Source organism: Maricaulis sp., from assembly GCF_034670125.1.
In the GTDB taxonomy this organism is placed as follows: domain Bacteria; phylum Pseudomonadota; class Alphaproteobacteria; order Caulobacterales; family Maricaulaceae; genus Maricaulis.
In genome coordinates this window covers 69,884-95,284 of the sequence record NZ_JAXMOC010000003.1, presented here as the reverse complement: position 1 = coordinate 95,284, position 25,401 = coordinate 69,884, and the positions used below count along the sequence as shown (strand labels likewise).

Genomic DNA, 25,401 nt, shown 5'->3' with positions numbered 1-25,401 from the left:
GACCTGCCATGAAATCCATTTGCGTCTATTGCGGTTCCAATCCCGGGAGGGACCCCGCCTTCATTGCCGCCGCCGACCGTCTCGGCGAAGTCCTGGCGCTGCGGGGGATCGAGTTGGTTTATGGGGGCGGACAGGTGGGGCTGATGGGGCGCATCGCCGATGCGACCCTGGCCGCCGGGGGCCGCGTGGTCGGGGTGATCCCGGAATTCCTCGCCCTCAAGGAAATCGCCCATATGGAGCTGTCCGAGCTGCACGTCGTCCGCTCGATGCATGCCCGCAAGGCCAAGATGGTGAAGCTGTCACAGGCCTTCATCGCCATGCCGGGCGGGATTGGTACGATGGAGGAAATGTTCGAGGTCTGGACCTGGGCCCAGCTGGGCCAGCACCGGCATCCGGTCGGTCTGCTGAACGTCAATGGCTATTATGACGAGCTGGTCGCTTTTCTCGACAAGATGACCGACCAGGGTTTCCTGTCACCGGACCATCGCGGCGCCCTGATCGTGTCGGACCGGGCAACAGCGTTGCTCGACGCGTTCGAGCGCTACGAGTCGCCTGAGGCGGATGTCCGCATCAAGACCGACCAGACCTGAGCCGGTCAATGTTCAGCCGGTCAGACCCCGCCGACACGCTCCGGATCCAATCCTGACGGTGCCGGGGCAACCGGCTTTCCCGTGCGCGCAGCCAGTCGCGATTTCAGGGCCAGGGCTGGCTTCTCGACCAGGACACGCAAGGCCCAGCCGGCCAGCAGGGCCAGCGGCAGCATGATCAGGGCCAGCGCCGTCGTGCTCAGGCCCGGCAACAGGGCAAAGACCATCATCCCGACCGGCCAGTGAAGAATGTAGAGGCCGTAGGAGATGTCTTCGACATTGCGAACCCGGACGCCCGTCTGCCCGGGAATGCGGGCATAGCCGATCAGGAGATAGATCGAGGCCAGCGCAATATCGACCATCATCCAGCCGATCGGCAGGTGCTGGGTCAACAGCGCCGCGATGACAGCCAGTCCGGCGAAGGCCGGGGTCAGTCGCACGAATTTGCGCCCGGCATGGAAGGCCGCGCCGACCATGAAGGCCGGTGCGAAACGGGCCAGGGTGCCGATCGTCTCTTCGCCGATACCGCTGTAGCCGAATGTCTCGACCACCATGCCAAAAGCGAGGGTGAGGGCCGTCCAGAGCAGGACCTGGGCGTTCTGGCGATAGAGGCCAACCAGCATCAACAGCCCAACCCCGACATAGGCCATCAATTCATAGCGGATGGTCCACAGCGGCCCATTCATGTGCGCACCCATCGGCGACGCGTCGAACACGCCCGGCAGTCCGGCCATCGGGTCCGCCTGGCTGATCAGTTTGAGTGGAAAGAGCCAAGTCTGGGACTGTGCCCAGTATTCGGTCGCCGGCAAGGTCGTGAACAGCGGTCCCACGACCAGCCACAACAGCAGGACCGTGGCGATCAGGCCCGGAAAGATGCGGAATACCCGGGCACTGGCATATCGGCCAAGCTGGCGGGATTTCATCGCGCTGGCGGTGATCATATAGCCGGACAGGATGAAGAAACCATCGAGCGAACACTGCACGACAAAGTCGACAAAGACTGCCCAGGCACCGGTGAAGGGCAGGCCGAGCGGGATCATCAAGGCGTGGCCGTACAGGACGATCAACGCGAACGCGATGCGCATCGCCGTGAAGTTGTTGGCCTTGTCGTCCAGATGGCCGTGACCGTCGCGAAACAGGAAGCGTCCCATGGGCTGTGTCCTTCTCTCTGACGATCAGGATGCAAGTTTCAAGCCGCGCTGGGGAATGGGTGCGTTAGGGTTAATATATTGAAATTGTTGAAATATTGAGCTCCATAATTGGGTCCGGGTTAAAACCCGGCTGCCACAGTCCTGCCAGAATTCAATCTGGGAGGGATAAATGCCCCGAACTCGCACATATCTGGCCTGGGCCATTGCTTTGGGACTGGGGGCCGGCGCCGCTTGCCTCGGCCCCGGCCGGGTCGAGGCCCAATCCGCTGGCCAGTCCGCCGATTGCCAGCGCTATGCCCAACACCGTGACAGCTATCTGCAGGCGGTCGGCTCCGGGATGGAGCAGCAATTGGGATCGATGGCCGCCCAGCGACAGGTGCCCGTCCAGGCCGCGGCCTTTTATTGGGGCGGCGCACTGATGCAGGCCGGAGACACGCGCACCCTGGCCCAGCTGACCCTGGCGACCGCACGCTGGCCCGGCAATGCCGCGCGCGCCGAGCTGGCAATGACCCGGATATCTGACGAGCACCACGGCGATCTTGCGGCCCTGTTGGCCGGCATGATGTTGTCGGATGGTCGCGGAACTGACGACCCGTATCGGGCCCGCGCCTATCTCACTGATGCCAGTCGCCGTGGCAATGCCGATGCGACGGCCTTTCTGGGACTGTACGATGCCTGCCACTCGCGGCATGTGGCCCTGAACTGAGGCCGTTGCCTACACTTTGACAAGGCCGTCATCATCCAAACAGCGTCCCGCTCGCATCATTGATGTATCGATGCGGAGAGGGGGCTACATGCGACCACAAGCGAGATTGATCCGCGGCGCGGGTCTGGATGTGCGGCTGACCTGGTATCGGCCGGGTGAGCGCATGACGCCGCACGCCCATGACTGCCACCAGATTTCCTGGCTGCTTGGCGGCGAGTTGCGTGAATCGGGAGGCGCCCGCGAGCATGATGTCGTGCGGTCCAGCCGCGGCGTGAAGCCGGCCGGTTTCCGTCATGCCAACGTCTATGGCGTAAGTGGTGCACTGGTCCTGGCCGTGGACATCGACCCGGCGGCGACAATCTGTGCTGGCTCGCCCGGCCCGGGTGAGTGGGGCTGGGGCGCAAGCCGGGCGGACACGCCGATCGAAATCCTGAGACTGGCCACCGCACCGGATGTCGGGTCCGAGGGCTCGGCCATGTCCCTCACCGATCTTGCAGCCTGTGCGCTGGAGCCGGTGCCGGGTGCGAAGTCGGGCGGCTCCGACCGCGCCCCGTTACCGCTGCGCTGGCTGGACCGTGTCCGTGAGCAATTGCGGGATGATCCCGACGAGCCCGACCTGGCCAGTCTGGCCGATCAGGCAGGCGTGCATCGCGTCCACTTGTCCCGCAGTTTCCGCCAGCGGTTCGGCCTGCCACCAAGCCGCTATCGCCTGCGCTGCCGTGTCAGCCGGGCCATAGCCGACATGGTCGGAGGCACCCCGCTCGCGGATGCTGCACTGGCGGCGGGATTTGCCGACCAGTCCCACTTCACCCGGGCCGTGCGCACCCATACCGGGCTCACGCCCCATCATCTGAGGGCCCTGCTGGCGTTCTGACAGGTTACACGCGTTCAAGACGCCTGTGCTCGAACCGGCTAGTCTTCAATCCGACATCACCCCCGACCCCTCCCGTCCGTCGGGTCCGATCCGGAGAGAATGCATGTTTCGAACCTTGAGCCTCGTCAGCGCTGCCGCGCTCAGCCTTTCAGCCTATGCTGGCGCGGAGACACCCGAGGGTGCCGCGGCAAGCCTGGACGCCTTTCTTGACGAATTTCCGGACCTGGGTCCGGGCTACGCCGTTGTGGTGGTGACCGCCGATGAGGTGCTGATGCGCCGCGTCCAGGGCGAGCGCCGGGCCGTTTCGGGCGACCCGATGACGACCGACACGCCGATTTATATCGCCTCGCAGACCAAGGCCTATATGGGACTGCTCGCCGCACGTCTCGATGCCGAAGGCGTGTTGTCGCTCGACAGCCGGATCACTGATCACTGGCCGGAAGTCCGTTTCCCGGACGGTCTGGACGCCGCGGACTGGACATTGCGGGACCTGATCACCCACCAGGTGCCGATCGAGGTCGATATCATCACCATGCTGGAGGCCTATATAGGCTATGTCGACCCGGCCGATTACCCGCGCCTGATCGAGGCCCATGCCGTCGCCCGCGAACCGGGCTTCCAGTACGACAATCTGGGCTACAACATCTACGGCGCCATACTCGAGAGCGTGACCGGACGGTCGTGGCAGGACTGGCTCGATGTCCACATCCTGGACCCGCTGGCGATGGAGCGAACCTCGGCGCGGACGTCCGATTTCCCGATCAATGAGCTGTCCTGGGGCCATCACTGGCTGGGCGAGGACGCCGGCTGGTTCGAGATCCGGCCCAAGAGCGACGGCATGATGCAGTCGGCGGGCGGTCTCGTCACATCGGTCGATGACATGGCCGTGTGGCTGCAGCTGCAATTGCGCGGCGAGGGACCGGAGGGATCCGGCATTACGGCGCAGATGGTGAGCGCGGCCCAGACCGGCTATGTCGAAACCCATCAGCAGGATCGCCGCAACGCCGCCGAGCTCCCGTGTACGCACTACACGCTGGGCTGGAATGTCTGCGACTTCGAGGGCCACGATTTCTACGTCCATGGCGGCGGCTATACCGGGATCCGGACGCAGATGGCCTTTTCCCCGGACCTCGGCGTGGGCATCGCCGCCTTCTCCAATTCCGACAACATGACCGGCTGGCTGACCAGCCGCACCATCAACATGTATTTCCAGTTCCTGACCGAACACGAGACCGCCGAGCGGATGCGGCAGATCCGGATCGAGCAGTACCCGCAGCGCATCCAGCGCTATCTCGACTATCGGATGGAGCAGCGCAACACCGCCATGGCCGCCGCCGATTGGGGCGGCTGGAGCTGGGCACCGGACGCGGAAACCCTGTCGGCATATGCAGGCAGCTGGAGCACGGGCGAGCCCTACCTCGATATCGAGATCGCGCCGGTCGGCCCGGCGCTGATCCTCAGCTGGGGCGACTTGAGTTCCGGCCTGGTCCCGGCCACGCGCGACCTTTTCGGCCTGCAGACATCACCCTTTGATGAGCTGCACGCCTTGCGTTTCGAGCGCGATGATGCGGGTGAGATTGTACAACTGGTCTGGGACGGGCGCGTCTACCGGCGCCGCTGAGCCCGGCGCGCCCGGCGTCAGCTTCCGCACCGGACAAAGGGGCGGAGCGGTCGCCCGTCCGGCGTGGCGCCATTGTCGACGAACACCTGCATGGCGCGCCCGGAACCGCGCTGGACCGGATTGTAGCGGGCCGCGATCAGGGTCAGGGCCTCGGTGGCGTCCGGATGGTCCGGCGCCGTCGCGGACGGTGCCAGCTCAAGTGTCAGCTGCCCGATCAGGAAGCCGCTGGTCACCCCGCCAATGTCCATGCCGACCGTGTGTTGCCGGCCGCCGCCGAACTGCCAGCGGTCGGCAGTTGCGCTCAGCACGAAGCTGTCGCCCTCGCCCTCGATCCGGAATTCCAGTTCGCCGACATTCGACGAGCGCAGATGCGGCGGTTCGCCATTCGGGGCGATGAGCAGGCGGATCTGGTTGCCGCTTCCCTCGAGACAGGTCGAGCGCCCGTCTTCGGCGATTTCCGCATACAGGCCGGAGCGGGGACCATCGAGCGTCGCCTTGTCGCTGTCGGGCGTCATCAGGCTCAGCATGAACAGGGCGAGGGGCAACATGATAAAGGTCTCCGCGGCAACAGGGCGGGGACTGTGACCGTGACCGCCTGAACCGGCTCTGAACAGTGCCAGGCTGATCCGCTCCGCTTGCCAAATCAGCGACCCGGGTCCAGTCTGGCCACTTGAGTTCCAAGGGGTGCCTTGCGCGGGTTTTGCGTCGGGCTGAGACATCACCCTTAGGACCGGATCCGGGTCATGCCGGCGTCGGGATGGAGCGGGGAATGGACACCGAAACCTTCAATGCCCATTGCGGATCGCTGCCTCACACCACCCATGTGGTGCAATGGGGCGGTGCCGAGGTGTGGAAGGTCGGCGGCAAGGTCTTCGCCGTCGGCGGCTGGAACAAGGACAGCGACAGCTTCGCCGCCAGTTTCAAGTGCTCGGCGATGACCTTCGAGATGTACAAGGACGAGCCCGGCGTGCGCCCCGCCCCCTATCTCGCCTCGCGCGGCATGATGTGGCTGCAACGCCATGACGAGCGCACCCTCGATGACGACGCCCTGCGCGATTATCTCGCCGAAAGCCACCGCATCGTCGCGTCCGGACTGACCAAGAAGCTGCAACGCGAACTGGGGTTTATTGAATGAACATCCCACACCTTCATCAAGGGGTGGCCGCCACGCTGGCTCTCGCCCTCGCGACAGCCCCCGCCGCGCTGGCCCATCCGTCCGAGGACGACCCCGCCACCGCGCATTTCCTCGCCAATGAAGCCATCCTGGTGTCCGCCGGCGAGACCCGCATCCTGTTCGATCCGCTGTTCAGCGTCTCCTACGGCTATCCGCTGGTCTCGCCAGAGGTGCGCGCCGCGATCATGGCCGGGACACCGCCCTATGACGGCATCGATGCGGTCTTTGTCAGCCATGTCCATGGCGATCATTTCGACGCGACGGCCGTCAATGCCTATCTCGCCGCCCATCCCGATGTGATCCTCGTCGGACCCTGGCAGGCGCGGCTCGACATGCAGGCAGCGGAGGGCTGGGACCCGGCCTTCGAGGCGCGCATCCAGGCGCTGCCCTTCATTGCCAGCCCGCAGGAGCTTGTCCTCGCCGCCGACGGTGTCGACGGCGCCATCCGTGTCGAGACGGTCCATATCCCCCATGCCGGCGGGCCGGGCCGGGCGGGCATCCAGAACATGGCCCACCGGGTGACGCTCAATGGCGCGGCGACCGTCATGCATCTGGGCGACGCCACGCCCGAACCGGCCATCTACGACACCCACCGCGACCATTCCGCGGCCCGCACCACCCAGCACGCCTTCCCGCCTTACTGGCTGCTTGGCCAATGGGGCGGCGAGACCGTGCGCCAGCGCCTGAACGCGGACGCCGCCACCGGCATCCACATCCCCATCCAGCAACCCGACTGGCTGGACGAAAGCGGCGAGGACTTCTTCACCGAGGCCGGTGAAACCCGCCCCATTCCAGCCCACAGCCACGACTGACCGGAGCCCCTTCATGAACAAGCCCACACACCAGTCCGAGTTTGAAACGCCGAAAGTCACCACCGGGCCGCTGCCGGGGTCGCGTCGGGTCTATACCTCGCCCAAGGCGGGGCCGGCGCTGAAAGTGCCGCACCGCGAGATCGATCTTCACCCGACAGCCAATGAGCCGCCGGTGCGGGTCTATGACACGTCCGGCCCTTATTCGGATCCGGAAGCGAAGATTGATGTCGAGACCGGCCTGCCGCGTCATCGCCTCGCCTGGTACAAGGATCGCGACCTGACCGAGTATGAGGGCCGCCCGCTCTCGCCGCTCGATAATGGCGGTGCCACGGGCAAATATCTCGCCCGTGAATTCCCGGCCACGCACAAGCCGCTGAAGGGCACGGCCGGCCAGCCGGTCACCCAGTATGAGTTTGCCCGTGCCGGCATTATCACGCCGGAAATGGTCTATGTCGCCGAGCGCGAGAATCTCGGTCGTAAGACGGCGGTCGAGGGCGCTGCCGAGCGTATTGCCGATGGCGAGAGCTTTGGCGCCGAGATCCCGGAACATGTCACGCCGGAATTTGTCCGCGACGAGATCGCCCGCGGCCGCGCCATCATCCCGGCCAACATCAACCATCCCGAGCTTGAGCCGATGATTATCGGCCGTAATTTCCTGACCAAGATCAACGCCAATATCGGCAATAGCGCGGTCGCGTCCTCGGTCGAGGAAGAGGTCGACAAGATGGTCTGGTCGATCCGCTGGGGCGGCGACACGGTGATGGACCTGTCGACCGGCAAGAATATCCACAACACCCGCGAATGGATCCTGCGCAATTCGCCCGTCCCGATCGGCACCGTGCCGATCTATCAGGCACTGGAGAAGGTGAACGGCATTGCCGAGGACCTCACCTGGGAGGTCTTCCGCGACACCCTCGTCGAGCAGGCCGAGCAGGGGGTGGACTATTTCACCATCCATGCCGGCGTGCGCCTGGCCTATGTGCCGCTCACCGCCGATAGGGTCACCGGCATCGTCTCGCGCGGCGGCTCGATCATGGCCAAATGGTGCCTGGCGCATCACGAGGAGAGCTTCCTCTACACCCATTTCGAGGAGATCTGCGACATCATGCGGGCCTATGATGTCTCCTTCTCGCTGGGCGACGGGCTGCGCCCCGGCTCCATCGCCGACGCCAATGATCGCGCGCAATTTGCCGAGCTGGAGACCCTGGGGGAACTCACCAAGATCGCCTGGGCGAAGGGCTGCCAGGTCATGATCGAGGGGCCGGGCCATGTCGCCATGCACAAGATCAAGGCCAATATGGACAAGCAATTGAAGGAGTGCCACGAGGCGCCCTTCTATACGCTTGGGCCCCTCACCACCGATATCGCGCCCGGCTATGACCACATCACCAGCGGCATCGGCGCCGCCATGATCGGCTGGTTCGGCTGTGCCATGCTCTGCTATGTCACGCCCAAGGAACATCTGGGCCTGCCCGACCGCGATGACGTCAAGGTCGGCGTGATCACCTATAAAATCGCTGCGCATGCGGGTGACCTCGCGAAGGGCCACCCCGCCGCCAAGATCCGCGACGACGCCCTGTCCCGCGCCAGGTTCGAATTTCGCTGGGAAGACCAGTTCAACCTCGCCCTCGACCCGGAAACCGCAAGAGATTTCCACGACAAGACCCTCCCCAAGGAAGCCCACAAGGTCGCCCATTTCTGCTCCATGTGCGGGCCCAAGTTTTGCTCGATGGAGATCACGCGCGAGATCCGGGACCGGTTTGGGAGTGCTCGGGCGCCGAATGCTGTGGAGGCGGAGGCGGGCATGCAGGCCAAGGCCGAAGAGTTCAAGGCGTTGGGCGGGGAGATTTATTTGAGTGAGGATGGGAAGACACGGGAGCCGATTGATTGAGACCCGGTGAATTAACTCTGCGCGGTAGAAGATAGTTGGCTATGGGAGATTGCACCGAGAAACGGAGGGGCATTCCCGCCGCGCGGGCGTACTGCGGCTCGGCGAAATATGCGCTGTGTCGGTACCGTGAACTGGCCACCAGCGATGATCAGGATCAAACAGCGCTGATGCTGTACTATGGAGCTTTCTTCGTGTTCGCTCGAGGATCGATAGAGGCGCTTCGAAACTCGGATGGAGCGACCGATGTGATTCTTAACACCAATCAATTGGCGTACTTTCGAGCGACCATCGAGCCCGATCCAATCTACGATTTGCTGAAGAAGGAACGCGATCGAGTCGCTCATGGGGAGGACAGTTGGGCCGCGCACCCATACAAGCCAATCGCTATGCTTGAGCGCCATTCTGCGAGTGGATATCCGTGGGGCGACGTTGTTTTTAACGCTCCACGTTGGCCCGAAGCCCCATTTGAGGGGCAGCCAGTGATTGAGGTGCTGGTAGCTGTCTGGAACCAGATTCGGATATGGCTCGATGACTTGGATGCATATGACAAAGTATCGAGAGCGTAGTGCATGTTCGCGCTTCCCCCCCACTCAAACCCCATGCCGAGTCTTCGCTTCAGCGGGTCAGCGGGGTCAAGGGCGGCTCCCGGTTCGCTCGGCTTTATCTGAAAACCGGTTCCCGTTTTTCGGGCTTCGCTGGTGCCGCCGCTTCACGGTTTCACCCTTGACCCCGCTTAGCCCCTGAGGCCCTTTGGCTGGCAAGGGGTTTATGGCCCGGTCTGCGCCGGGGCGCGTCCGTTCCGGGCTGACCTGGTCCTTCCCAACCGTCATCCTGACGAAGGTCAGGACCCAGATGGCAAAACCGGATCTGTACGGGACTGGCGGCAGTTCGCTCTATGAACTGGGTCCTGACCTTCGTCAGGATGACGGGGAAGGGTGGTTCCACACGCCCCATTTTCCCGGCCGCAGAGCCGGGACCGATAGACGAAGGCATCCCCCTCGTCTGGCCTGCGCACGCCTTGCCGGCACAGAAAGAGACGCGTCTTTCCCTCTCCCTTGGGAGAGGGTGGCCGGAGGCCGGGTGAGGGGGAAATCCCGGTGCCAGGGCGCTGATCCCCCTCATCCGCCGCTTCGCGGTTTCACCCTTGACCCCGCTCATCCCCTGAGACCCTTTGGCTGGCAAGGGGTTTATGGCCCGGTCTGCCCCCGGGCGCGTGAGGTCCTCGCCCTTGATGGGCGAGGTGGCTGGACGCGTAGCGGCCAGACGGAGTGGGTGGAGGGAGGTTGGTGCCGGAACGCTGGCGCGTTTCACCCGATCCGGCCCTTCGGGCCACCTTCCCCATCAAGGGGAAGGACCTGTTCTGTGTTTTCCATATCTTATCCTGGCAGAAATTGCTGCGCCGGGGTCACTGGGCCCTCGCCCTTGATGGGCGAGGTGGCTGGACGCGTAGCGGCCAGACGGAGTGGGTGATCGGAGGCCGGTGCCGGAACGCTGGCGCGTTTCACCCGATCCGACCCGAGGCTGCGCCTCGGCCCACCTTCCCCATCAAGGGGAAGGACCTAGCGCTTGGCATCGACCAGGGCGCGAATGGCGTCGAGGACGGCGTCGATATCGTCATCGACCTCATGGTTCCAGGCCCGGAAGACGATGAAGCCTTCGCTTCGCAACCAGGCATCGCGCCGGGCGTCCTTGGCGGCATGGTCGTCCAGCGTGTGCTGTCCGCCATCGAGTTCGACGACGAGTTTGGGGCGGAAACAGGCGAAGTCGACGATGTAGCGACCCAGCGTGACCTGCCGCCGAAACTTGATGCCCTCGCTCCGCCAGGCCCGCAGGCAGGCCCAGAGCCGGACTTCATGCGGCGTCATGTCCTGTCGCAGGGCACGGGCGCGTTGGGTGAGCGGACTCTTCATGCGGCGAGGAAAGCACAGCCGATGACGCGCCGCCTGTGATCCAGCTCGCACCCGGTCCTCGCCCGGACAAGGCGAGGTGGATCGCCCGTCAGGGCGAGACGGAGTGGGTGATGGGAGGTGGGTGCCGGAACGCTGCGCGTCTCACCCGATCCGACCCGGCCCTTCGCGCCGGCCCACCTTCCCCATCAAGGGGAAGGACCTGCCTATCCCCGTTGTGCGCGCGCCTAACCTCCCGCAAACACAGCAAAACCCGAAAAAACCGCACCAACTTGTCCGCCCCCCTCTCGACAGCCCCCATAATCGCCAGCGGTTCCCGGGACGGGAGGCGATGGCCACGTCACGATTGCCCGGGAGCGAGCGGAGCCTGTCCGGGCGATCGATGTGACGATCGTGAGCGCTGGCAGGGCGTCCTCTCTTCGCGTCCGAGGGCACTAAACGACCGACCCGAGTACGTGTGAGGATTGGAAACGGGGTGGAGACAGCCCGGGAAAACTCCGCCAGGCGGGATGTCACGATGTCACGCGCTATACCCATTACCGGTTACCGGCATCGCCGGCATCCCGCTTGCCTCCCATCACTTCGGCGATTGCCGCGCGAAGCGCGCACACCTGTGCGCTCAATTGTGAGACCGCGCGGCTTCACAACAAGGGATCTCTCCATGACACGACACAACACGCCACGCGCGGCCAAGCGCTATCTGGGTGCCAGCCATGCCTGGGACACCAACGCCGTCAGCGAAGAGGCGGACGCGTTCGACGCTGTCCTCGCCAATTATGAACACGCGGCGCTGAAGCTGATGGTGCAATGCCTCTACCAGCAATATCACGCCGGCGAGACGGCACAGGCCGTGCGCACCGCGACCGCCCTGCTCAAATCCATGCCGCCGGTGCGCCGCGGCAATATCTGGATCGACAGGCTGGAGCAGATCAAGGATGCGGCCTCCGGCAACATGACCCAGGAGGAGGCTGAGGCGTTTATCCTGGAGCCCTTCGCTGACCAGATGACGACGCTTCCCGGGCTCGGGCGCATTTCCTGATCATCCGGCGTCAGGATGAAGACGGCTGGACGCTCGCCCGCGATGGCCAGAAAGTGGCCCGACCCGCTGACCGTATCTTAATTCTGTGGCGCTAGACGTGATGCCGACACTCAACGGTTTCAGGACAGACCCATGAAAACACTCGTCATCACCGGCATCGCCCTTGGCCTGCTCGCTCCCGCCGCCGTGGCGCAGGACGGCCCGGCCGGCCAGACCTTCCAGGCCGTCGCCACGCGCAATACCGACCTTGCCCGCGTTGGAGATACCGCGACGATCCGTTTCGAGGCCGGCGGGCAGGTCACGGTCTCGGGTATCCAGGACGCGATGGGCGACGACCCCTGGACCTCGGAGTGGGGTGGAGAGTCGAATGGGGAAATCTATGTCGACGCTGACATCTTCTGGATGGACCCCTGGGGCGAACGCCCCCTTTGCCGCAGCTGGCCGGACTATCCGATTGGCGCCAACATCGAGTCAGTCGGCGGGGGCTGGGAAGCGACCGGCGTGTGCTGGCTAGGCCCGGACGGCGGCGCGATGTCGTGGGAAATCACGCGTATCGAATAGCGGGGAACAACAGGGGCACACACCATTTTTCGAGCTGGCACTGGACTCCTTGAGTTCCCTTGCTGGCAAGGGGTTTATGGCTCGGGACTGCGCCCCGGCCCGCCTGATCTTGCCGTCTCAGTCGCGGGCGCCCTGGAGGACGTCGGCGAGGGTCGCGGCGACGGTGCCGCTGAAGGCACCGCCCATGGCTTCGGCCCATTGGTAATAGCCTTCGTCGAAAGCCTCGGCGGTGGCTGCCTTGTTGTCAATCAGCGTATCGACCGAGGCCGCGAAGGCCGCTTCGGTGAAGGGGATGTGGCCGAAGGTCAGCGGGCCGGGACCCGTGCCGTCACCGGTATCGGCGATCACGGCATCGAAGATGGTGCAATGGATGACCGTCTGACCGTCGAGCTGGGCGGCCGGTTCGATCCGGCCGATGACGATGCGGGCGTCCGGCTCGTCGATGTTCTTCAGGCTCCAGGCCTGCCCCGTTGCGTATGTCATGGCGCTCTCCAAAGGCGGTCAGACACTGGATAGATGGATTGGCGAGCCGCGCCAATCCACCGGTGGAGCGGCGCAAGGTCGCGGGCCGTGGCAGCTGGACAGGTTGCGGTTTGCTCCGCACAGTCGTGCAAGGATGATCGGGGATGACATCATGACAGTGACACAATGACAGAGACACACAGCCATGCCGGCGCCTGCTTTTGCGGCGAGGTGCGGTATCGCCTGCGCCGCGATCCGATGTTCGTCCATGCCTGCCACTGCCGTGACTGCCGCAAGCAGACCGGCGGGCCCTATGCCATCAACGCCCTGATCGAACGGTCCGAAGTCGAGCTGGTCTCGGGCGTACCGGTCCGGCACGAGCAGGCGACCGGCAGCGGCAAGCCGCACGATATCTGGCGCTGCGGCTCATGCGGAAATGCCGTGTGGAGCGATTATGGACGCCGCGAGGTGATGGTCTTCATCCGCGTTGCCACGCTGGACGAGCCGGAACGCTGCCCGCCGGACGTCCACATCTTCACCCGCTCGGCCTTGCCGTTCACGCCGATCCCCGAGCCGGCACGGCAGTTCCCGGTATTCTACGACATGCAGGCCGAGTGGCCGCAGGCGGCGCTGGACCGGTTCGACCGGCTGGGGACACGGCGGCTGGGCGCGGCCCGCTGACCGCTGTTCATGCCACCTTCCGGTGCAATGACGGCCTCGCTAGTGTGCCGCCACAACCGGACGGGGAGAACGGTCCATGATCATCCAGGCGACATCGGGACAGGCGGAGTTTCCGCGCCTTGGCGAGCGGGCCCTGTGGCTGGCCGGGCTGGTGCTGTATATCATCGGTCAGGTCCTGCTGCGGCAGGGTCAGAACTTTGTCGAGGCACAGCGTCCGATCGACTTTGCCCACTGGTCGCTGCTGGTCGGCGGCGTGATGATGCTGCCCTTCGCCGGACGCTTGCCCTGGCGCAATATCCACTGGCTGACCATACCGCTCCTCTATGCCGGCATCACCGCGCTGATCGGCATGTGCGTGCTCGATTTCGTGTTCTGGGCCCTGCCCAATGGCGAGATGGAGAATACCGTCGCCCGCCAGCTGATCGGCACGCCGGCGGTGTGGTCGCCCTTCATCACTTTCGGGCCCAATTATATCTTCGTCACCGCCGTGGTGCTGCCCTGCCTGTCCTACCTGTCGGTGTCACGTATCGGCGCGCTGTTGGTGGTGGTCGGATCGATGGTCATGCTGTTCGGCACCCAGTGGTACAATGTGGCCGGCTGGGTCTTGATCCTGATCGGTTACGCGATGTGTTTTGACTGGGTGCGTCGCGGGCGTCTGGCCAGCTGAGCCGGATCGGCTTGACCGGTCGCGATGGATCGAATTTTACCGACCTTCGCACCGGTATCTTAAAACCCATCGCTTATTCAGCCGCTTGAAAGAGCGCTCCCGACGGGGCGACTGGAAAAACGGGGACTGATAACATGATGCGGACCGGATTGATGACGGCGATGACCCTCGCCCTGGCCCTGACGGGCGGCGCGACGGCGGCACTGGCGAGCGATGGGCCGGGCGGTCAGGTGTTCGAGGCCACCGGCACGGAGTCCAACCGTGACTTTCACGGACAGACCGCGACCATCCGCTTTGGCCGGGGCGACGGCGAGGGTATCGACATCACCGTCACCGGCCTGGTCTATCCGACCGGCGAGGAAGCGCCGTCGGATGGCTGGTACAATGCCAATGCCAACGGGTCCTGGTCGGTTTTTGTCGATCGGTTCAACGAGGACCCGTACGAAATGTCGGGCGATAATGCCGCCTATTGCCATGAATGGCCGGACTACCCGATTGGCGAGAATATCGAGGGCGGGAGCTCGGAGTATGACAGCTGGGATTGCTGGCTGGGCGGCTCGGGGCAACTGGAAGACTGGGACATCGTCCGCGTTGAATAGGTCACGGCCGGACAACGCCCGCCAGCTGGTAAGAGGCGGGTGACGCCCCAACCCACGATTTGTTAAGACCGAATGCCTAGGCCCGGTGATGGCGCATTTGCAGTCACCGGGCTGCCGCTGATCGGGATTGATATGATGGGACTTCGCACACCGGCCGTCCTGGCCGCTTCGTTCTTGCTGATGGCAGCGTTTCCGGCGTCCGCGAAAGCTGACCTGCCGCAAGCCTATGCCGCTTTGCTGGCAGAAGCGGCGGATCGCCAGAGTGATGACGACCGCTTTCTCGAGACCGCCGACATGGTTTCGGTCCTTGTCGAGGGCGGCCGGGCGGCGGTTCACGCCCATATCCTCGCCGAACTCCCAAGCCGTGCCGGCGCAGTCGCGGACTGGCCCCTGCCGGACCCGTCTCCGGCTCCTGCTGTCCCCGAGGCCACAGAGGTCGCGGAGCATCCGGCGGCTGAACACCGGGACCTCGGCGGGTCTCCGGTCGTGCTCGGCGAAGCGCCGGACGGATCGGGAAGCTGGCTCGCCGGTCCGATCCGTCAGCTGACAGATGACAGTTGGGCCGGTCATGTCCGCGCCGGCATCCAGCTGGAACGCGGCAATTCCGAGCTGACCGACTTTTCCTTTGCCATCGAGCTTGACCGGGAATTGGAGCGGGGCTGGCGCATCGACAGCCAGTTCGAATATTTCCTGTCGGAAAGCGCAACCAGTACCACGCGTGACAACTGGCTGGTGGAGTTGCGGGCCACGCGCGAACTCGACAGCGGGGTCGGCTATTATGGTGGCGGGTCCTATGAGCGTGACCTGATCGGCATTTATGCCCGATCGGCTTTCCTGACCGGTGGCGGGATCTGGCACGCGGTCGAGACGCCGAAAGCGAACTGGGTTTTGCGCGCGGGTGCGGGTCAGCGCTATCGCGAGGCCGGGGTGACGGGCGAAACCCTCACCGATTGGGTCGGCGAGGCCGGGTCGAGCTTTCACTACACGATTTCCGAAACGGCGAATTTCGGCTCGGAGACGACGGCTTTCGTGGGCGGCGGTTCGCGGGTCGACCAGCGCTTCACGCTGACCAACCGCCTGTTCGGTGACTGGGCGGTGCAGACCGGTCTGCGGATCGAGCATGAGTTCGAGGAGCGGGCCGGATTTGAACCGACTGATATTCGGCTGGACGTGTCGCTGCTCTATTCTTTTGATTGATCGGGGTTTCCCGCCTGGTTGCACCGGCTCGGGGTGAAACCGCCCGTTAAGGCCTGATCGGCGATACTTGTCCCTTGATACCCATTGAGGAGGTGTCGCCATGGGCAAGATCGTGACTTCCAGCTATCGCCGCGTATCCGATCATTTCGAGCCTGACCTGGTCGAGGACCCCGCCGAACAGAAAAAGCGGCGCGGCCATCTCGAACAGATCGACTACACGGTTTTTGCCGCCAATCAGGCGGTGATTGCCAAGACCATCCATCATGTCGGTATCGAGGATTTCCAGAATCTCGCCCTGTCATCGTCGAAGGCGCGGTCGGCCTGGGTTGATGCGGCCATGTCGGCGGCGCGCTCACGCTCGCCCATGTCCGCCGAGGAAGTGGCCCGCCTGCAACTGCTGCGGTCCGCCTATGAAGAGCTTTCCGAGGCCTATGAAGCCATGCGCCGCATGGTCGAGCGCGGTTACCTGCAATTCCACAAGAGCCTGCCGAAATCGGGTTAGGGTGGGTCAGAGCGGCGGGTACCAGGCGAGGACTTCCTGGTGATCGGCCGCCGAGATCCCGTTCGCCTGAGGGATGGCCTTGCCTGCCCAGCTTTCCGGCTTGGTGAGGAGTCCGGCCGGTAACGGGTAGTGCATGATCGAGGCGGGGTCCCAGTCGGGTCCGGAAATCCGGCCGTCGCGCGGGGCGAACACATTCTTGCGGATGACGGCATCCGACCAACCCATCGCCCTGAAGTGCGCCGTTGTTGCCGGCTCCTTCCACCCGAGCGCGGCCCGCCTGCTTTGGTGCTCATGGTGAAATCCGAGGATGTGTCCGATTTCGTGCAGCGCCATGAGACGCCCGGCCTTGCTGTTGAGATGACGATTGAAGGTGACGGTCGGCTTGCCCAGCTCCGTGACCTCAAGAGCTTCGGTTCCGACACGGGAGCGCAGCGGGGCGGTCAGCTTGACCCGGACCCGGACTTGGGCGTCGGACAGGCGGGTAGTGTGTTCGAGGTGGAGGCCGCAGGGCGGTTGCAACCATTCCGACAGGGCCGCGGCAAACGCCTCGATGTCCTGCCGTTCCATCCAGGTCGGTGGGTTCTGCATCAAGAAGCCGTAGCGGACCGTCACGCCATTGCGCCATTTTCTTGAACCGGGACGCAGGAAATCAGCGGGCTTGCTGGCCATGGGCTAGGGCGTGGCCATGGCCAGGCACTCACCCAGTCGGGTCACGCGGGCCGGGTAATCAGCCGCGATGTAGCGTTCGGCCGCACTGATGCCGCTCGCGAGTCCGGTCAGGATGGTGGCCAATGGCGGCCCGCCGTCCGTCAGGCCCGCTTCGCCCTCGGTTTCCCCTTTGTCGTCAGAGGGCGCTGAAGGCGGGGGAGTTTCCGGGGTGTCCAGCGCGCGGGCCGCTGCGATCAGCGCCGCGATATCGGGAGCCTGTGCCGCGAGGCGGTCATGAATATGACCGTCGGCGGCCTGCCAGCTGACAGACATTGAATTGGGGAACCGGCGCAAGGCGCTGTACGCCGAGAGCAGTTCGGGTCGAAGTTCATTTGCGCGCGCGATTAATGCGTCGCGCCTCGCCAGCTCGGCGGCCCGGGCGGCGGTTTCGTTTGCGGTTCCGGTGTCAGGTGTTCCCGGCGTGGCGTATTCCGCCAGGACAACAAGCTCGGCGAGCGATGAATAAGTGCTGGCCATGCCGGCACTGTCACCGGCGTTGAAACCGTCAAGGACGGCCATGGCTTCCAGCGTATAGCAATTCATCGAGCGGGCACCGGCATAGTAGATCGTCGCCTGCTCGGCCTGGTTCAGTCCATTGCGCATGACGGTCGAGCCACCGAGCCCCAATGTTGCGGCCCGCAGATTGTCCTCGTGGGCGCCAAACAGGCCAAAGCCGGCCAGGCTGAAGGCAGATGCCAGGGAGAACCTGTCCAGCAGGCTGCGCTCGCCTGTAATCTCGACATAGCGTTGACGGTAGACGGCCGACCGGGCCGCGATGGTGGACATGTCACAGTCAAGCCGGGCGGCGCGCCAGTCATCGGTACCGACGGTCACACCGTCTGTGTCGCAATCGTTGGTCGTCTGCGCCACGGGCGGCGGCGGTGGCCCATCGAGCGTGGTGCAGCCCGCCAGAAGTCCTATCGATACGGATACACTGGTCAAAATGCCACGCATGGAAGCCTCCCTCGATTTGCCCCACACTACGCTTTACGGGCGAGTTTAACAACTGAAGGTTGGTTGTCCGGTTTCAGGCCACCGCAAGGCATTGAACCAATTTCCGACCCGTGCGCACCTAGTCCGTGAATGCCGCCCTCTGGCATGGCACCGGGAGACATCATGCAACGTGACCGCAAGCGCGTCCTGTCGGAGTTCCTGATCGTTTCGGCGCATGCCGGCGACCGGGAGGCGCTCGATCGCCTGTGTCGCCTCTGGCACGCCGACCTGTCGCGCCATGCCGGCCGGTTGATCGGCGAGGTCGATCCGGCGCGCGACATCATGCAGGACGCCTGGTGCGACATCCTTCGCGGTCTTGGTTCGTTGCGCGAGCCGGCCGCCTTCCCGGCCTGGGCCTATCGTATTGTCGCCCGCAAATGTGCCGCCGAGATTCGCGGGCGACAATCGACCCGGCGCACCGCCGAGGCCTATGCGGCCGAGATCGGCGGGGCTTCGGTCGACGGCGAACAGGCCGCCGAGACGGCCGCCGATACCGGCGCCATCCGAATGGCGATGACCGCCTTGCCGGATGACCAGCGCGTGGCACTGGCCCTCTATCACCAGGACGGTCTCTCGGTCGCCGAGATCGCCGTCATCACACAAACACCGGCGGGCACTGTGAAAACCCGTCTCATGCATGCACGCCGCAAGCTCGCGGCCGTGCTCAACCCGACCCGGGACTGACCCGGATCGTGAAAAGGAGATCGTCATGACCACCAAGACCGAAGACCTCGATCGTCTGATCCTTGAAGCTCTCGACGCCGATGACCGCGCCGTTCTCGGCGACCTTGCCGAGGAGCCCGGCTATTTCGCCCAGGCGTTCGGCCTGTTCCGTGGCAAGCTGGCCTGGGTGATGTGGGTCGCCTATGTCGTCAATATCATCGGCGCCGGCCTGGCCATCTTCGCGGCCTGGAAAATGTTCCAGGCAACTGACCCGATCATGACCATGCGCTGGGGCGTCGGCGTCATCGTGGCCGTCAATGTCGGCCTCTTCATGAAAGGCGGGTTGGGTCTTCAGATGCAGAACAACCGCATCCTGCGCGAACTCAAACGCGTCGAGCTTCAGCTGGCGCGTGGACACGCACGGGAGAGCGTGTAGCGCCGCCACAATCCCCGAGTAACCCGCTCAACCATTCACGAATGACAGCCATTCGCATCACAGCGGCGTGAGGGGGTTACATTCGGTGGATTGGCTCCCCAAATAGGTCTCGGACGAGGCGCCGGGGGACGTGCAAATGACGCATGTCGGTTGGCGCCTCGATGGGATAGGATACGTGTCATGGCCAATGCAGTTTCAATGACGCTCTCACCCGAACAGGGGTTGTCGAGCTATTTGTCGGAAATCCGTCGTTTTCCGATGCTGGAGAAGGACGAGGAGTTCATGCTCGGCAAGCGCTGGCGTGAACATGAGGACAGTGGCGCGGCCGAGAAGCTCGTGACGTCTCATCTGCGCCTGGTGGCCAAGATCGCCATGGGATATCGCGGCTATGGCCTGCCGATCGCCGAAGTGATCTCCGAGGGCAATGTCGGCCTGATGCAGGCGGTCAAGAAATTCGACCCGGACAAGGGTTTCCGCCTGGCCACCTATGCCATGTGGTGGATCCGCGCCTCGATCCAGGAATACATCCTGCGGTCCTGGTCGCTGGTGAAAATGGGCACGACGGCGGCCCAGAAAAAGCTTTTTTTCAATCTGCGCCGGATGAAGAGCCAGATGCAGGCGCTGGATGAAGGTGATCTGAAGCCTGATCAGGTCGAGGCCATCGCTACCAAGCTGGGCGTCACCCATGATGAGGTGATGTCGATGAATGGCCGCCTGTCCGGACCCGACGCCTCGCTCAATGCGCCGCTGCGCGGGACCGAGGGCGAGGGCCAGTGGCAGGACTGGCTGTCCGACGACAATGCCGAGAGCCAGGAAGACGAGCTGGTCGAGAGCGATGAGTTCGATACACGCATGCAGCTGCTGCAGTCGGCGATGGGCGAGCTCAATGAACGCGAACAGCATATCCTGCAGGAACGCCGTCTGTCGGAAGACCCCAAGACCTTGGAAGAACTGGCCGATCATTATGGCGTCAGCCGCGAACGCATCCGTCAGATCGAGGTGCGGGCCTTTGAAAAGCTGCAAAAGGCCATGAAGGCCATGGCCAGCGAACAGGGCCTGATGAACTAGCCGGTTCAGCCCTTGCCACGTTGCCAGACAAACAAGAGCCTGCCGGTCCGTGATGGGACTGGCAGGCCTTTTTCTGTCGGACTGTCAGTCTGCCATTACGGCAGTTTCGCCCGCGCCAGACCCAGCGCAATCCCGGCCTGACCGAGATAATAGCAAATCCAGACCACCGGTCCGGCCCAGTCCAGCTCGCCGGCGAACAGGCGCACGGCAAGAACGCTGTCTGAGACGACGAACAAGAGCGCGCCGATCATGGCGAGGGTGGGCGCACGCCCGAGTATGGCGAGGACGGCCATGACCAGGATGATGCCGTTATAGACCGAGGCCGCGACCCGAAGCTCGCCGAAATGGGGCTGCAGCCAGTTCAGCATGGCCAGGCCTAGAACCGCGATGAGCAGAGCCAGAATTCGGCTCATTCCACCGCGCGCGCCGGCCTTGAAGCGCCATTGGGCAAACAGCCAGATGTAGACCAGATGACCCAGGCCGAAGGCGGCGATGCCCAGCGGCAGCACGCTTTGATCGAGCGCCAGGAAGACATCGCCGAGCGCCCCGAGTGCCAGTCCGGCGCCAAGAACGAGGTGTTTCTGCCGCACCGCATAAAGGGCCAGCAGGGCGACGCCGGTCGCCTTGATCACCACATTGAGCGGGAAGGGCGCCGAGACGCCGAACGTGTCGACCAGGTAGACCAGGGCAAGGATCGCCGAAGCGATCAGGAGGATCCGGTCGGTGCGATCCTGCGGCAGTGCGCTTGTGAGCAGTGTCATCCGGTCTCCCCTCGACAGATGAACCCACGCTAGACTGGCTCGCATGATCGGGCAAAGGGGACAGGGCAGGCGTGTTGCGGTGGGTCCGCGGGCACAGGTGCTGGCGGGGATCGCGCTTCTGGCAGCCACGGCGGCCGCGTCGGCACAGTCGACGGACGGCGATGACGACCGTTTGGCGATCCCGGCTGTCGCGGCGCTGGAGGCCATGCTGGCCGAGCGCCCGCATGCCCGCGACGAAGCCTGGCGCACCCTGTCGCAGCCGCGCCTGCCATTGCGGTCCATCGACCCCGACAAGCCTGGCCACGCGCTGGTGACCTTCGCCTGGCGCGGTGATGCGCAGACCACATCCGTACGTTTCGACAGTGTGATCAATGCGCCAAGGGCCCGCCAGCCGGTGACCGACTATGTCGCCGATTTCACCCTGCCCATGACCCGCATGGACGGAGCCGATATCTGGACCCTGACGCTCTCGGTGCCGCGCGATGTGGAAGCCGTCTACTCCTTCCTGGTCGAGCGCGACGGCCGGGTCGAGCGCTGGTCCGACCCGGCCAATCCGGCTCGCATGGGCGGACAGGACGGCGAGTCGCTGCTGCGTCTCGACCGCGCCCCGCGCGCTGACATTCATCGCCCGCTGGCCTTTGACGAAACCATCCCGGCGCAGCGTCTGACCGTCGACAGTGCGGCGCTGGGGCGGCCGGTCCGGCTGGATCTGTTTCGCGCGCCCGGCGCGCCGGACGATGCGCCGCTGCTGATCCTCTATGACGCCTTTTTGTGGGGTGAGCGCGCGAGGGCGAGTGACATGCTGGCCCGGCTCGCGACCCGCGGCGATATCCCCCCGACCCATCTGGTGCTGATCGACCAGCTCGACCCCGCCAGTGCCGATCACGCCTATCGCGATCAGGCTGCGTTCATCGCTGACGAATTGCTGCCCGCACTGCAAGCCGAAGCCGGTCTGACACCGCGCCGCGAAACGACCCTGCTGGCCGGTGCTTCGCGTCGCGGCCTGTCGGCCAGTCTCACGGCGTTGGCCCGCCCGGACCGGATTGGCGGGGTGATCTCGCTGTCGGGCTCGTTCTACTGGGCACCCGACGGCGAGGCGCCCGAATGGGCGAGCCGTCAGCTGCCCGCCGCCCCGGACGACGCGCCACGCTTTCATCTGGCGGCCGGACGCCTGGAGACCGTGCGCACCCGCACCAATCAGGACCATGTCATGCTGGAGACGAACCGGTCGATGGCGCAGGCGCTGACCGAATACGGATATCCGGTCGAGCTGGCCGTCTATCCCGGCGGTCACGACATCGCGGGCTGGCGCAGCGCCCTTGCGGTCGGGCTGGAGGCGTTGTTGGGCGGGCCGTGAGCAAAAGGGGACAGGTATAATTAACGTGGCTGGGATGTGCCCACAGGTGTTACCGATTGCACACGTTAATTATACCTGTCCCCTTTTGCGCACCTCACTTTATTTCGGTGGCTTCACCCCACCGCTGGCCGGGCGCTGTGTGGCGTTTGTCAGGCGACCGGCGGCGAAGTCTTCCAAGTAGGGGATCCAGCGTTCCGAGCGGGCGGCGATATAGATCATCGGCCCGCGCGGATTGGGGCGGAAATTGCTGTCGGTCGCGACCACGAAATACTCATTGCCCTCGCGCACCATGAAGGGCGAGCCACTGTCGCCGCGGGTGGTGTCACAGTCGTGGGCCATGGTGTTGTCATTGGCGATTTCGACCATGTGACAACCGATATTGCCGGACAGATGGGCACCGGTATCCCAGCTATAGCCACCCTGGTAGAGATCGGCCTGCATGGCGCCGCGCCGTCCGGCGGTGTCCACCAGGCCGCGCACGCCGACATGGCCGAGCGTGTCACCCAGCGGCTGGTCAATGCGCAGCAGGGCCCAGTCCGTGCCGTCGATATCATCGCCGGACGAGAAGCGCTGGTCGTCCCAGTCCGGATCGATGAAATGGTCGATCACCCGGGCTGACAACGGACCGCCCGGGCGGTCGAAGGCGGTCTGGAACACGCCACGCGAGTCGGTGCGGCCATCGCCATTGATGCAATGCGAGGCGGTGACAAGAATGTCGGGACCGATCAGGGTTGCCGTGCAGGCGCCGCCGCTGTCGAAATCAACCTGGCCGACCACCGTCCAGGGGAAGACCGAGGTGTCGTGGAAGACGCGGTCATCATGGCCGAAATAATGGTCATTGATGGTCAGCGGACGCTCGCGACCGATACAGTCGGCGCGGTCGGACCGTTCGGCGCAGCGGCCATCGCCGATACCCGGCTCGCTGCACACGCCGTCAAAGGCGGTCTCGCAACTGTCATTGCGGAAGCGCAGCTCTATGATGGCACCGCAATCGGCCAGGTCGGTGCCTTGCGTGCAGGCCCCGGTACCGAAGCCCGGCTCGTCGCATTCGCCATCATTGGCCCAGCGGCAGGTATTGTCCTCGACGCCCTCAACCAGCCGCCAGCAATCGGAATAGTCGGTACCGACCTGGCAGGCGCCTGTCCCGATGCCGGGATCGTCGCACTCGCCATCATTGGCCCATTGGCAGGTGTCATTGCCGGTATAGCGCGTCGACGGGGCGGTTCCGGTGCCCGGTTTCGGCGGTTTCACGCCGGCCTGGTGCAGCCAGTTGCCGAGCTCGCGGCTGGTCAGGCGTTCGACAGCGGGTTCGGCGGCCGCTTCGGCGGGCGGTGCGCCGGCGAGGGCGGGTGCGTCCTGGGCCGCCAGCGGCGCCGACAGGCCCAGACCTGAAGTGAAAAGTGCCAGGATGGCGATCCGGATATAGTGGCGCATGATGAGCTCCCGTCCCCTGCAAGTGTCCGCTTATCTGTCAGTTCTGCGGCAAATCCAAGCGCTTCCCCCGAAGCGCCCCCGTCTGCCATCTGACGTTCATGGCGATGACTGGAAGCTGAACGCTCTCTTCAAGCGCCGCTCAGGCGCGGTGTGGCTTGCTGGCGTCATCACCCCACCGGCGCCCCCGGCCGGACGTTACAGGAGACATGTCATGAAGACCCTCAAAACCCGCCTTCCCATCGCCTTGCTGGCCCTCGCCGGCTCGGTTCTCGCGACCGGTGCCGCCAGCGCCGGAACCTGGCACCTCAATGCCGGTGCCTGCCCCGACCTGCGAGAGGACCGCATCGATGCCCGCCATACGTCCGGACGGTTTGACCGGCAGGAAGACTGGCGCGACCGTAGCGTCATTGATTGCCCGGTCCGGGCCTGGTCTTACGAGCCGGATCCCTGGGAGCGTGATCGACGCTATATGAGAATTGCTGCTCAGCCGCGCAGCCCGGGCCTGGTCTATCTGGCCGGCAATGGGGATTATTATGTGCAGGACTATCGAGGCCGGACGCGCTGGATCGATGTGGAAATCCACTATCCGCGCGCCTTTCACGGCCGTCGTTTCGGACCGGATCGGGGCGGTCTTGATCGGTATCCGCCGGCCCCGCACCCGCGCGACCGAGCCCGGATGGAACGTCCCTATCGCGGTTGGTGATCAACGGCGGCCCGCCTGATCCGGTTTACACCGAGATCCGGCCTTCCAGATAACGGGGCGCGTGGCCGTAAAGGGTCACGCGCCCGCTTTTCGGGGCGACGTCCAGAGCGCCCGGGCGCGGGCCGATCTGGCGGGCCGACAAGCGCACCTTGTCGAGCCGCTCGCCCCAATAGGGCGCCAGCGTGCAATGCGCCGACCCGGTGACCGGGTCCTCGTCGACGCCTGAGGTCGGCGCGAAGAAGCGCGACACGAAATCAGTCGTCTCGCCCGGCGCGGTCAGGATGATGTTGGTTTCCAGGGCGCGCAGACTGCCATGATCCGGTTCGGCCAGGCGCACGGCGGCCTCGTCGGCCATCACCCACATCTGATATCGGGCCCCGTGAATACGGGTGACGTCAAACACCGCTTGCGGTGCGGTGTCCAGACCCAGCGCGGCTTCGATGGCGGCGGATTTCGCGGTCGGTTCGAAGGCGATCATCGGCAGGTCCATGGCATAGCCATCGCCCTTGCTGTCTCGGCTCACGGCCAGCCGTCCCGAGCGGGTGTCGAAAGCCGCGGTCCGGCCCGTCACGAGGCCTTCCTCCAGCACCACGGCGCCGGCTGCGAATGTGGCGTGCCCGCACAGGTCGACCTCGACGGCCGGCGTGAACCAGCGCAGGTGCCAGCAATCCTCAGCCCGCGGGACGATGAAGGCGGTCTCCGACAGATTGTTTGAATTGGCGATGCCCAGGAGTTCGCTGTCCGACAGGAAATCATCCATCAAGACCACACCGGCCGGATTGCCGGAATGCGGCTGACCGGGAACAGCAAAGCTGTGGATTTCGAAGTAACGCAAACTGAAGGCCAT

29 protein-coding genes and 1 riboswitch are annotated in these 25,401 nt (G+C 64.6%); of the genes, 20 read left to right on the top strand and 9 right to left on the bottom strand.

Going from position 1 to position 25,401, the window contains the following annotated elements; all coding sequences use genetic code 11:
- Positions 1–8: 8 nt before the first annotated feature.
- On the top strand, positions 9–590 hold the full coding sequence (locus tag VOI18_RS06615; RefSeq protein ID WP_323761608.1) for a TIGR00730 family Rossman fold protein: 582 nt from the start codon (positions 9–11) through the stop codon (positions 588–590).
- A 20-nt stretch (positions 591–610) separates the two neighbouring features.
- On the opposite strand, the gene VOI18_RS06610 is transcribed toward VOI18_RS06615, so the two are convergent.
- The gene (locus VOI18_RS06610; protein ID WP_323761607.1) at positions 611–1,738 is read right to left on the bottom strand and encodes an acyltransferase; all 1,128 of its coding nucleotides are present in this window, start codon (positions 1,736–1,738) and stop codon (positions 611–613) included.
- A gap of 169 nt (positions 1,739–1,907) precedes the next feature.
- Here VOI18_RS06610 and VOI18_RS06605 point away from each other — a divergent pair, with 169 nt between their 5' ends.
- The 3 genes from VOI18_RS06605 (at position 1,908) to VOI18_RS06595 (ending at position 4,939) form a co-directional block, all read left to right on the top strand.
- Complete coding sequence (locus VOI18_RS06605) at positions 1,908–2,444, top strand: hypothetical protein (RefSeq protein ID WP_323761606.1); 537 nt, start codon at positions 1,908–1,910, stop codon at positions 2,442–2,444.
- Between the two features lie 88 nt (positions 2,445–2,532).
- Positions 2,533–3,318: an AraC family transcriptional regulator gene (locus tag VOI18_RS06600; protein WP_323761605.1), complete on the top strand. Its 786-nt coding sequence runs from the start codon at positions 2,533–2,535 to the stop codon at positions 3,316–3,318.
- Between the two features lie 103 nt (positions 3,319–3,421).
- Positions 3,422–4,939, top strand: a complete 1,518-nt coding sequence (locus VOI18_RS06595; RefSeq protein WP_323761604.1) for a serine hydrolase domain-containing protein — start codon at positions 3,422–3,424, stop codon at positions 4,937–4,939.
- 17 nt (positions 4,940–4,956) lie between these two features.
- Here VOI18_RS06595 and VOI18_RS06590 read toward each other — a convergent pair whose 3' ends face one another.
- The gene (locus VOI18_RS06590; RefSeq protein WP_323761603.1) at positions 4,957–5,487 is read right to left on the bottom strand and encodes a hypothetical protein; all 531 of its coding nucleotides are present in this window, start codon (positions 5,485–5,487) and stop codon (positions 4,957–4,959) included.
- A gap of 122 nt (positions 5,488–5,609) precedes the next feature.
- Positions 5,610–5,714, top strand: a riboswitch (TPP riboswitch).
- On the opposite strand from VOI18_RS06590, the gene VOI18_RS06585 reads away from it, so the two are divergent.
- The 4 genes from VOI18_RS06585 (at position 5,709) to VOI18_RS06570 (ending at position 9,382) form a co-directional block, all read left to right on the top strand.
- Positions 5,709–6,074, top strand: a complete 366-nt coding sequence (locus tag VOI18_RS06585) for an MmcQ/YjbR family DNA-binding protein (protein ID WP_323761602.1) — start codon at positions 5,709–5,711, stop codon at positions 6,072–6,074. (Overlaps the previous riboswitch by 6 nt.)
- The gene (locus tag VOI18_RS06580; protein ID WP_323761601.1) at positions 6,071–6,925 is read left to right on the top strand and encodes an MBL fold metallo-hydrolase; all 855 of its coding nucleotides are present in this window, start codon (positions 6,071–6,073) and stop codon (positions 6,923–6,925) included. The genes VOI18_RS06585 and VOI18_RS06580 overlap by 4 nt, the downstream gene beginning before the upstream one ends.
- A 13-nt stretch (positions 6,926–6,938) precedes the next feature.
- Entirely contained in the window at positions 6,939–8,816 is a 1,878-nt protein-coding gene (thiC, locus tag VOI18_RS06575; protein WP_323761600.1) for a phosphomethylpyrimidine synthase ThiC, read from the top strand.
- A 41-nt stretch (positions 8,817–8,857) separates the two neighbouring features.
- Complete coding sequence (locus tag VOI18_RS06570; RefSeq protein ID WP_323761599.1) at positions 8,858–9,382, top strand: hypothetical protein; 525 nt, start codon at positions 8,858–8,860, stop codon at positions 9,380–9,382.
- Positions 9,383–10,375: 993 nt separating this feature from the next.
- Here the strand turns inward: VOI18_RS06570 and VOI18_RS06565 are convergent.
- A complete protein-coding gene (locus VOI18_RS06565) occupies positions 10,376–10,726 on the bottom strand; it encodes an endonuclease domain-containing protein (protein ID WP_323761598.1) in 351 nt (116 codons plus the stop codon).
- A gap of 658 nt (positions 10,727–11,384) precedes the next feature.
- On the opposite strand from VOI18_RS06565, the gene VOI18_RS06560 reads away from it, so the two are divergent.
- The gene (locus VOI18_RS06560; RefSeq protein ID WP_323761597.1) at positions 11,385–11,762 is read left to right on the top strand and encodes a hypothetical protein; all 378 of its coding nucleotides are present in this window, start codon (positions 11,385–11,387) and stop codon (positions 11,760–11,762) included.
- A gap of 132 nt (positions 11,763–11,894) precedes the next feature.
- Positions 11,895–12,323, top strand: coding sequence for a hypothetical protein (locus tag VOI18_RS06555; RefSeq protein ID WP_323761596.1), 429 nt, complete (start codon positions 11,895–11,897; stop codon positions 12,321–12,323).
- Positions 12,324–12,440: 117 nt separating this feature from the next.
- Here VOI18_RS06555 and VOI18_RS06550 read toward each other — a convergent pair whose 3' ends face one another.
- Positions 12,441–12,806, bottom strand: a complete 366-nt coding sequence (locus tag VOI18_RS06550; RefSeq protein WP_323761595.1) for a hypothetical protein — start codon at positions 12,804–12,806, stop codon at positions 12,441–12,443.
- Between the two features lie 165 nt (positions 12,807–12,971).
- Between VOI18_RS06550 and VOI18_RS06545 the strand changes: the two genes are divergently transcribed.
- The 5 genes from VOI18_RS06545 (at position 12,972) to VOI18_RS06525 (ending at position 16,431) form a co-directional block, all read left to right on the top strand.
- Positions 12,972–13,466, top strand: a complete 495-nt coding sequence (locus VOI18_RS06545) for a GFA family protein (RefSeq protein WP_323761594.1) — start codon at positions 12,972–12,974, stop codon at positions 13,464–13,466.
- 76 nt (positions 13,467–13,542) lie between these two features.
- The gene (locus tag VOI18_RS06540) at positions 13,543–14,133 is read left to right on the top strand and encodes a hypothetical protein (RefSeq protein ID WP_323761593.1); all 591 of its coding nucleotides are present in this window, start codon (positions 13,543–13,545) and stop codon (positions 14,131–14,133) included.
- A gap of 134 nt (positions 14,134–14,267) precedes the next feature.
- Complete coding sequence (locus VOI18_RS06535) at positions 14,268–14,732, top strand: hypothetical protein (protein ID WP_323761592.1); 465 nt, start codon at positions 14,268–14,270, stop codon at positions 14,730–14,732.
- Positions 14,733–14,867: 135 nt separating this feature from the next.
- Positions 14,868–15,929 carry a DUF481 domain-containing protein gene (locus VOI18_RS06530; RefSeq protein WP_323761591.1) on the top strand — a complete coding sequence of 354 codons (1,062 nt, stop codon included), beginning with the start codon at positions 14,868–14,870 and terminating at the stop codon, positions 15,927–15,929.
- 100 nt (positions 15,930–16,029) lie between these two features.
- Positions 16,030–16,431, top strand: coding sequence for a hypothetical protein (locus VOI18_RS06525; protein ID WP_323761590.1), 402 nt, complete (start codon positions 16,030–16,032; stop codon positions 16,429–16,431).
- Between the two features lie 6 nt (positions 16,432–16,437).
- Here the strand turns inward: VOI18_RS06525 and VOI18_RS06520 are convergent, their stop codons facing one another.
- Together VOI18_RS06520 and VOI18_RS06515 are read right to left on the bottom strand one after the other, a co-directional pair.
- On the bottom strand, positions 16,438–17,100 hold the full coding sequence (locus VOI18_RS06520) for a hypothetical protein (protein ID WP_323761589.1): 663 nt from the start codon (positions 17,098–17,100) through the stop codon (positions 16,438–16,440).
- A 3-nt stretch (positions 17,101–17,103) separates the two neighbouring features.
- Positions 17,104–18,093, bottom strand: coding sequence for a hypothetical protein (locus tag VOI18_RS06515; RefSeq protein ID WP_323761588.1), 990 nt, complete (start codon positions 18,091–18,093; stop codon positions 17,104–17,106).
- 162 nt (positions 18,094–18,255) lie between these two features.
- Here VOI18_RS06515 and VOI18_RS06510 point away from each other — a divergent pair, with 162 nt between their 5' ends.
- From VOI18_RS06510 to rpoH, 3 genes are all read left to right on the top strand, one after another.
- Complete coding sequence (locus VOI18_RS06510) at positions 18,256–18,816, top strand: RNA polymerase sigma factor (protein ID WP_323761587.1); 561 nt, start codon at positions 18,256–18,258, stop codon at positions 18,814–18,816.
- Positions 18,817–18,841: 25 nt separating this feature from the next.
- Positions 18,842–19,231 (top strand): DUF6768 family protein, encoded by a 390-nt coding sequence (locus VOI18_RS06505; RefSeq protein WP_323761586.1) that lies wholly within the window; start codon positions 18,842–18,844, stop codon positions 19,229–19,231.
- A gap of 180 nt (positions 19,232–19,411) precedes the next feature.
- A complete protein-coding gene (gene rpoH / locus VOI18_RS06500; RefSeq protein WP_323761585.1) occupies positions 19,412–20,299 on the top strand; it encodes an RNA polymerase sigma factor RpoH in 888 nt (295 codons plus the stop codon).
- Between the two features lie 95 nt (positions 20,300–20,394).
- On the opposite strand, the gene VOI18_RS06495 is transcribed toward rpoH, so the two are convergent.
- On the bottom strand, positions 20,395–21,060 hold the full coding sequence (locus VOI18_RS06495; protein WP_323761584.1) for a lysoplasmalogenase: 666 nt from the start codon (positions 21,058–21,060) through the stop codon (positions 20,395–20,397).
- A gap of 79 nt (positions 21,061–21,139) precedes the next feature.
- On the opposite strand from VOI18_RS06495, the gene VOI18_RS06490 reads away from it, so the two are divergent.
- Positions 21,140–22,417 carry an alpha/beta hydrolase gene (locus VOI18_RS06490; RefSeq protein WP_323761583.1) on the top strand — a complete coding sequence of 426 codons (1,278 nt, stop codon included), beginning with the start codon at positions 21,140–21,142 and terminating at the stop codon, positions 22,415–22,417.
- 99 nt (positions 22,418–22,516) lie between these two features.
- On the opposite strand, the gene VOI18_RS06485 is transcribed toward VOI18_RS06490, so the two are convergent.
- On the bottom strand, positions 22,517–23,851 hold the full coding sequence (locus VOI18_RS06485) for a trypsin-like serine peptidase (protein WP_323761582.1): 1,335 nt from the start codon (positions 23,849–23,851) through the stop codon (positions 22,517–22,519).
- 211 nt (positions 23,852–24,062) lie between these two features.
- On the opposite strand from VOI18_RS06485, the gene VOI18_RS06480 reads away from it, so the two are divergent.
- Positions 24,063–24,554 carry a hypothetical protein gene (locus VOI18_RS06480; RefSeq protein ID WP_323761581.1) on the top strand — a complete coding sequence of 164 codons (492 nt, stop codon included), beginning with the start codon at positions 24,063–24,065 and terminating at the stop codon, positions 24,552–24,554.
- Between the two features lie 25 nt (positions 24,555–24,579).
- On the opposite strand, the gene VOI18_RS06475 is transcribed toward VOI18_RS06480, so the two are convergent.
- Complete coding sequence (locus tag VOI18_RS06475) at positions 24,580–25,401, bottom strand: PhzF family phenazine biosynthesis protein (protein WP_323761580.1); 822 nt, start codon at positions 25,399–25,401, stop codon at positions 24,580–24,582.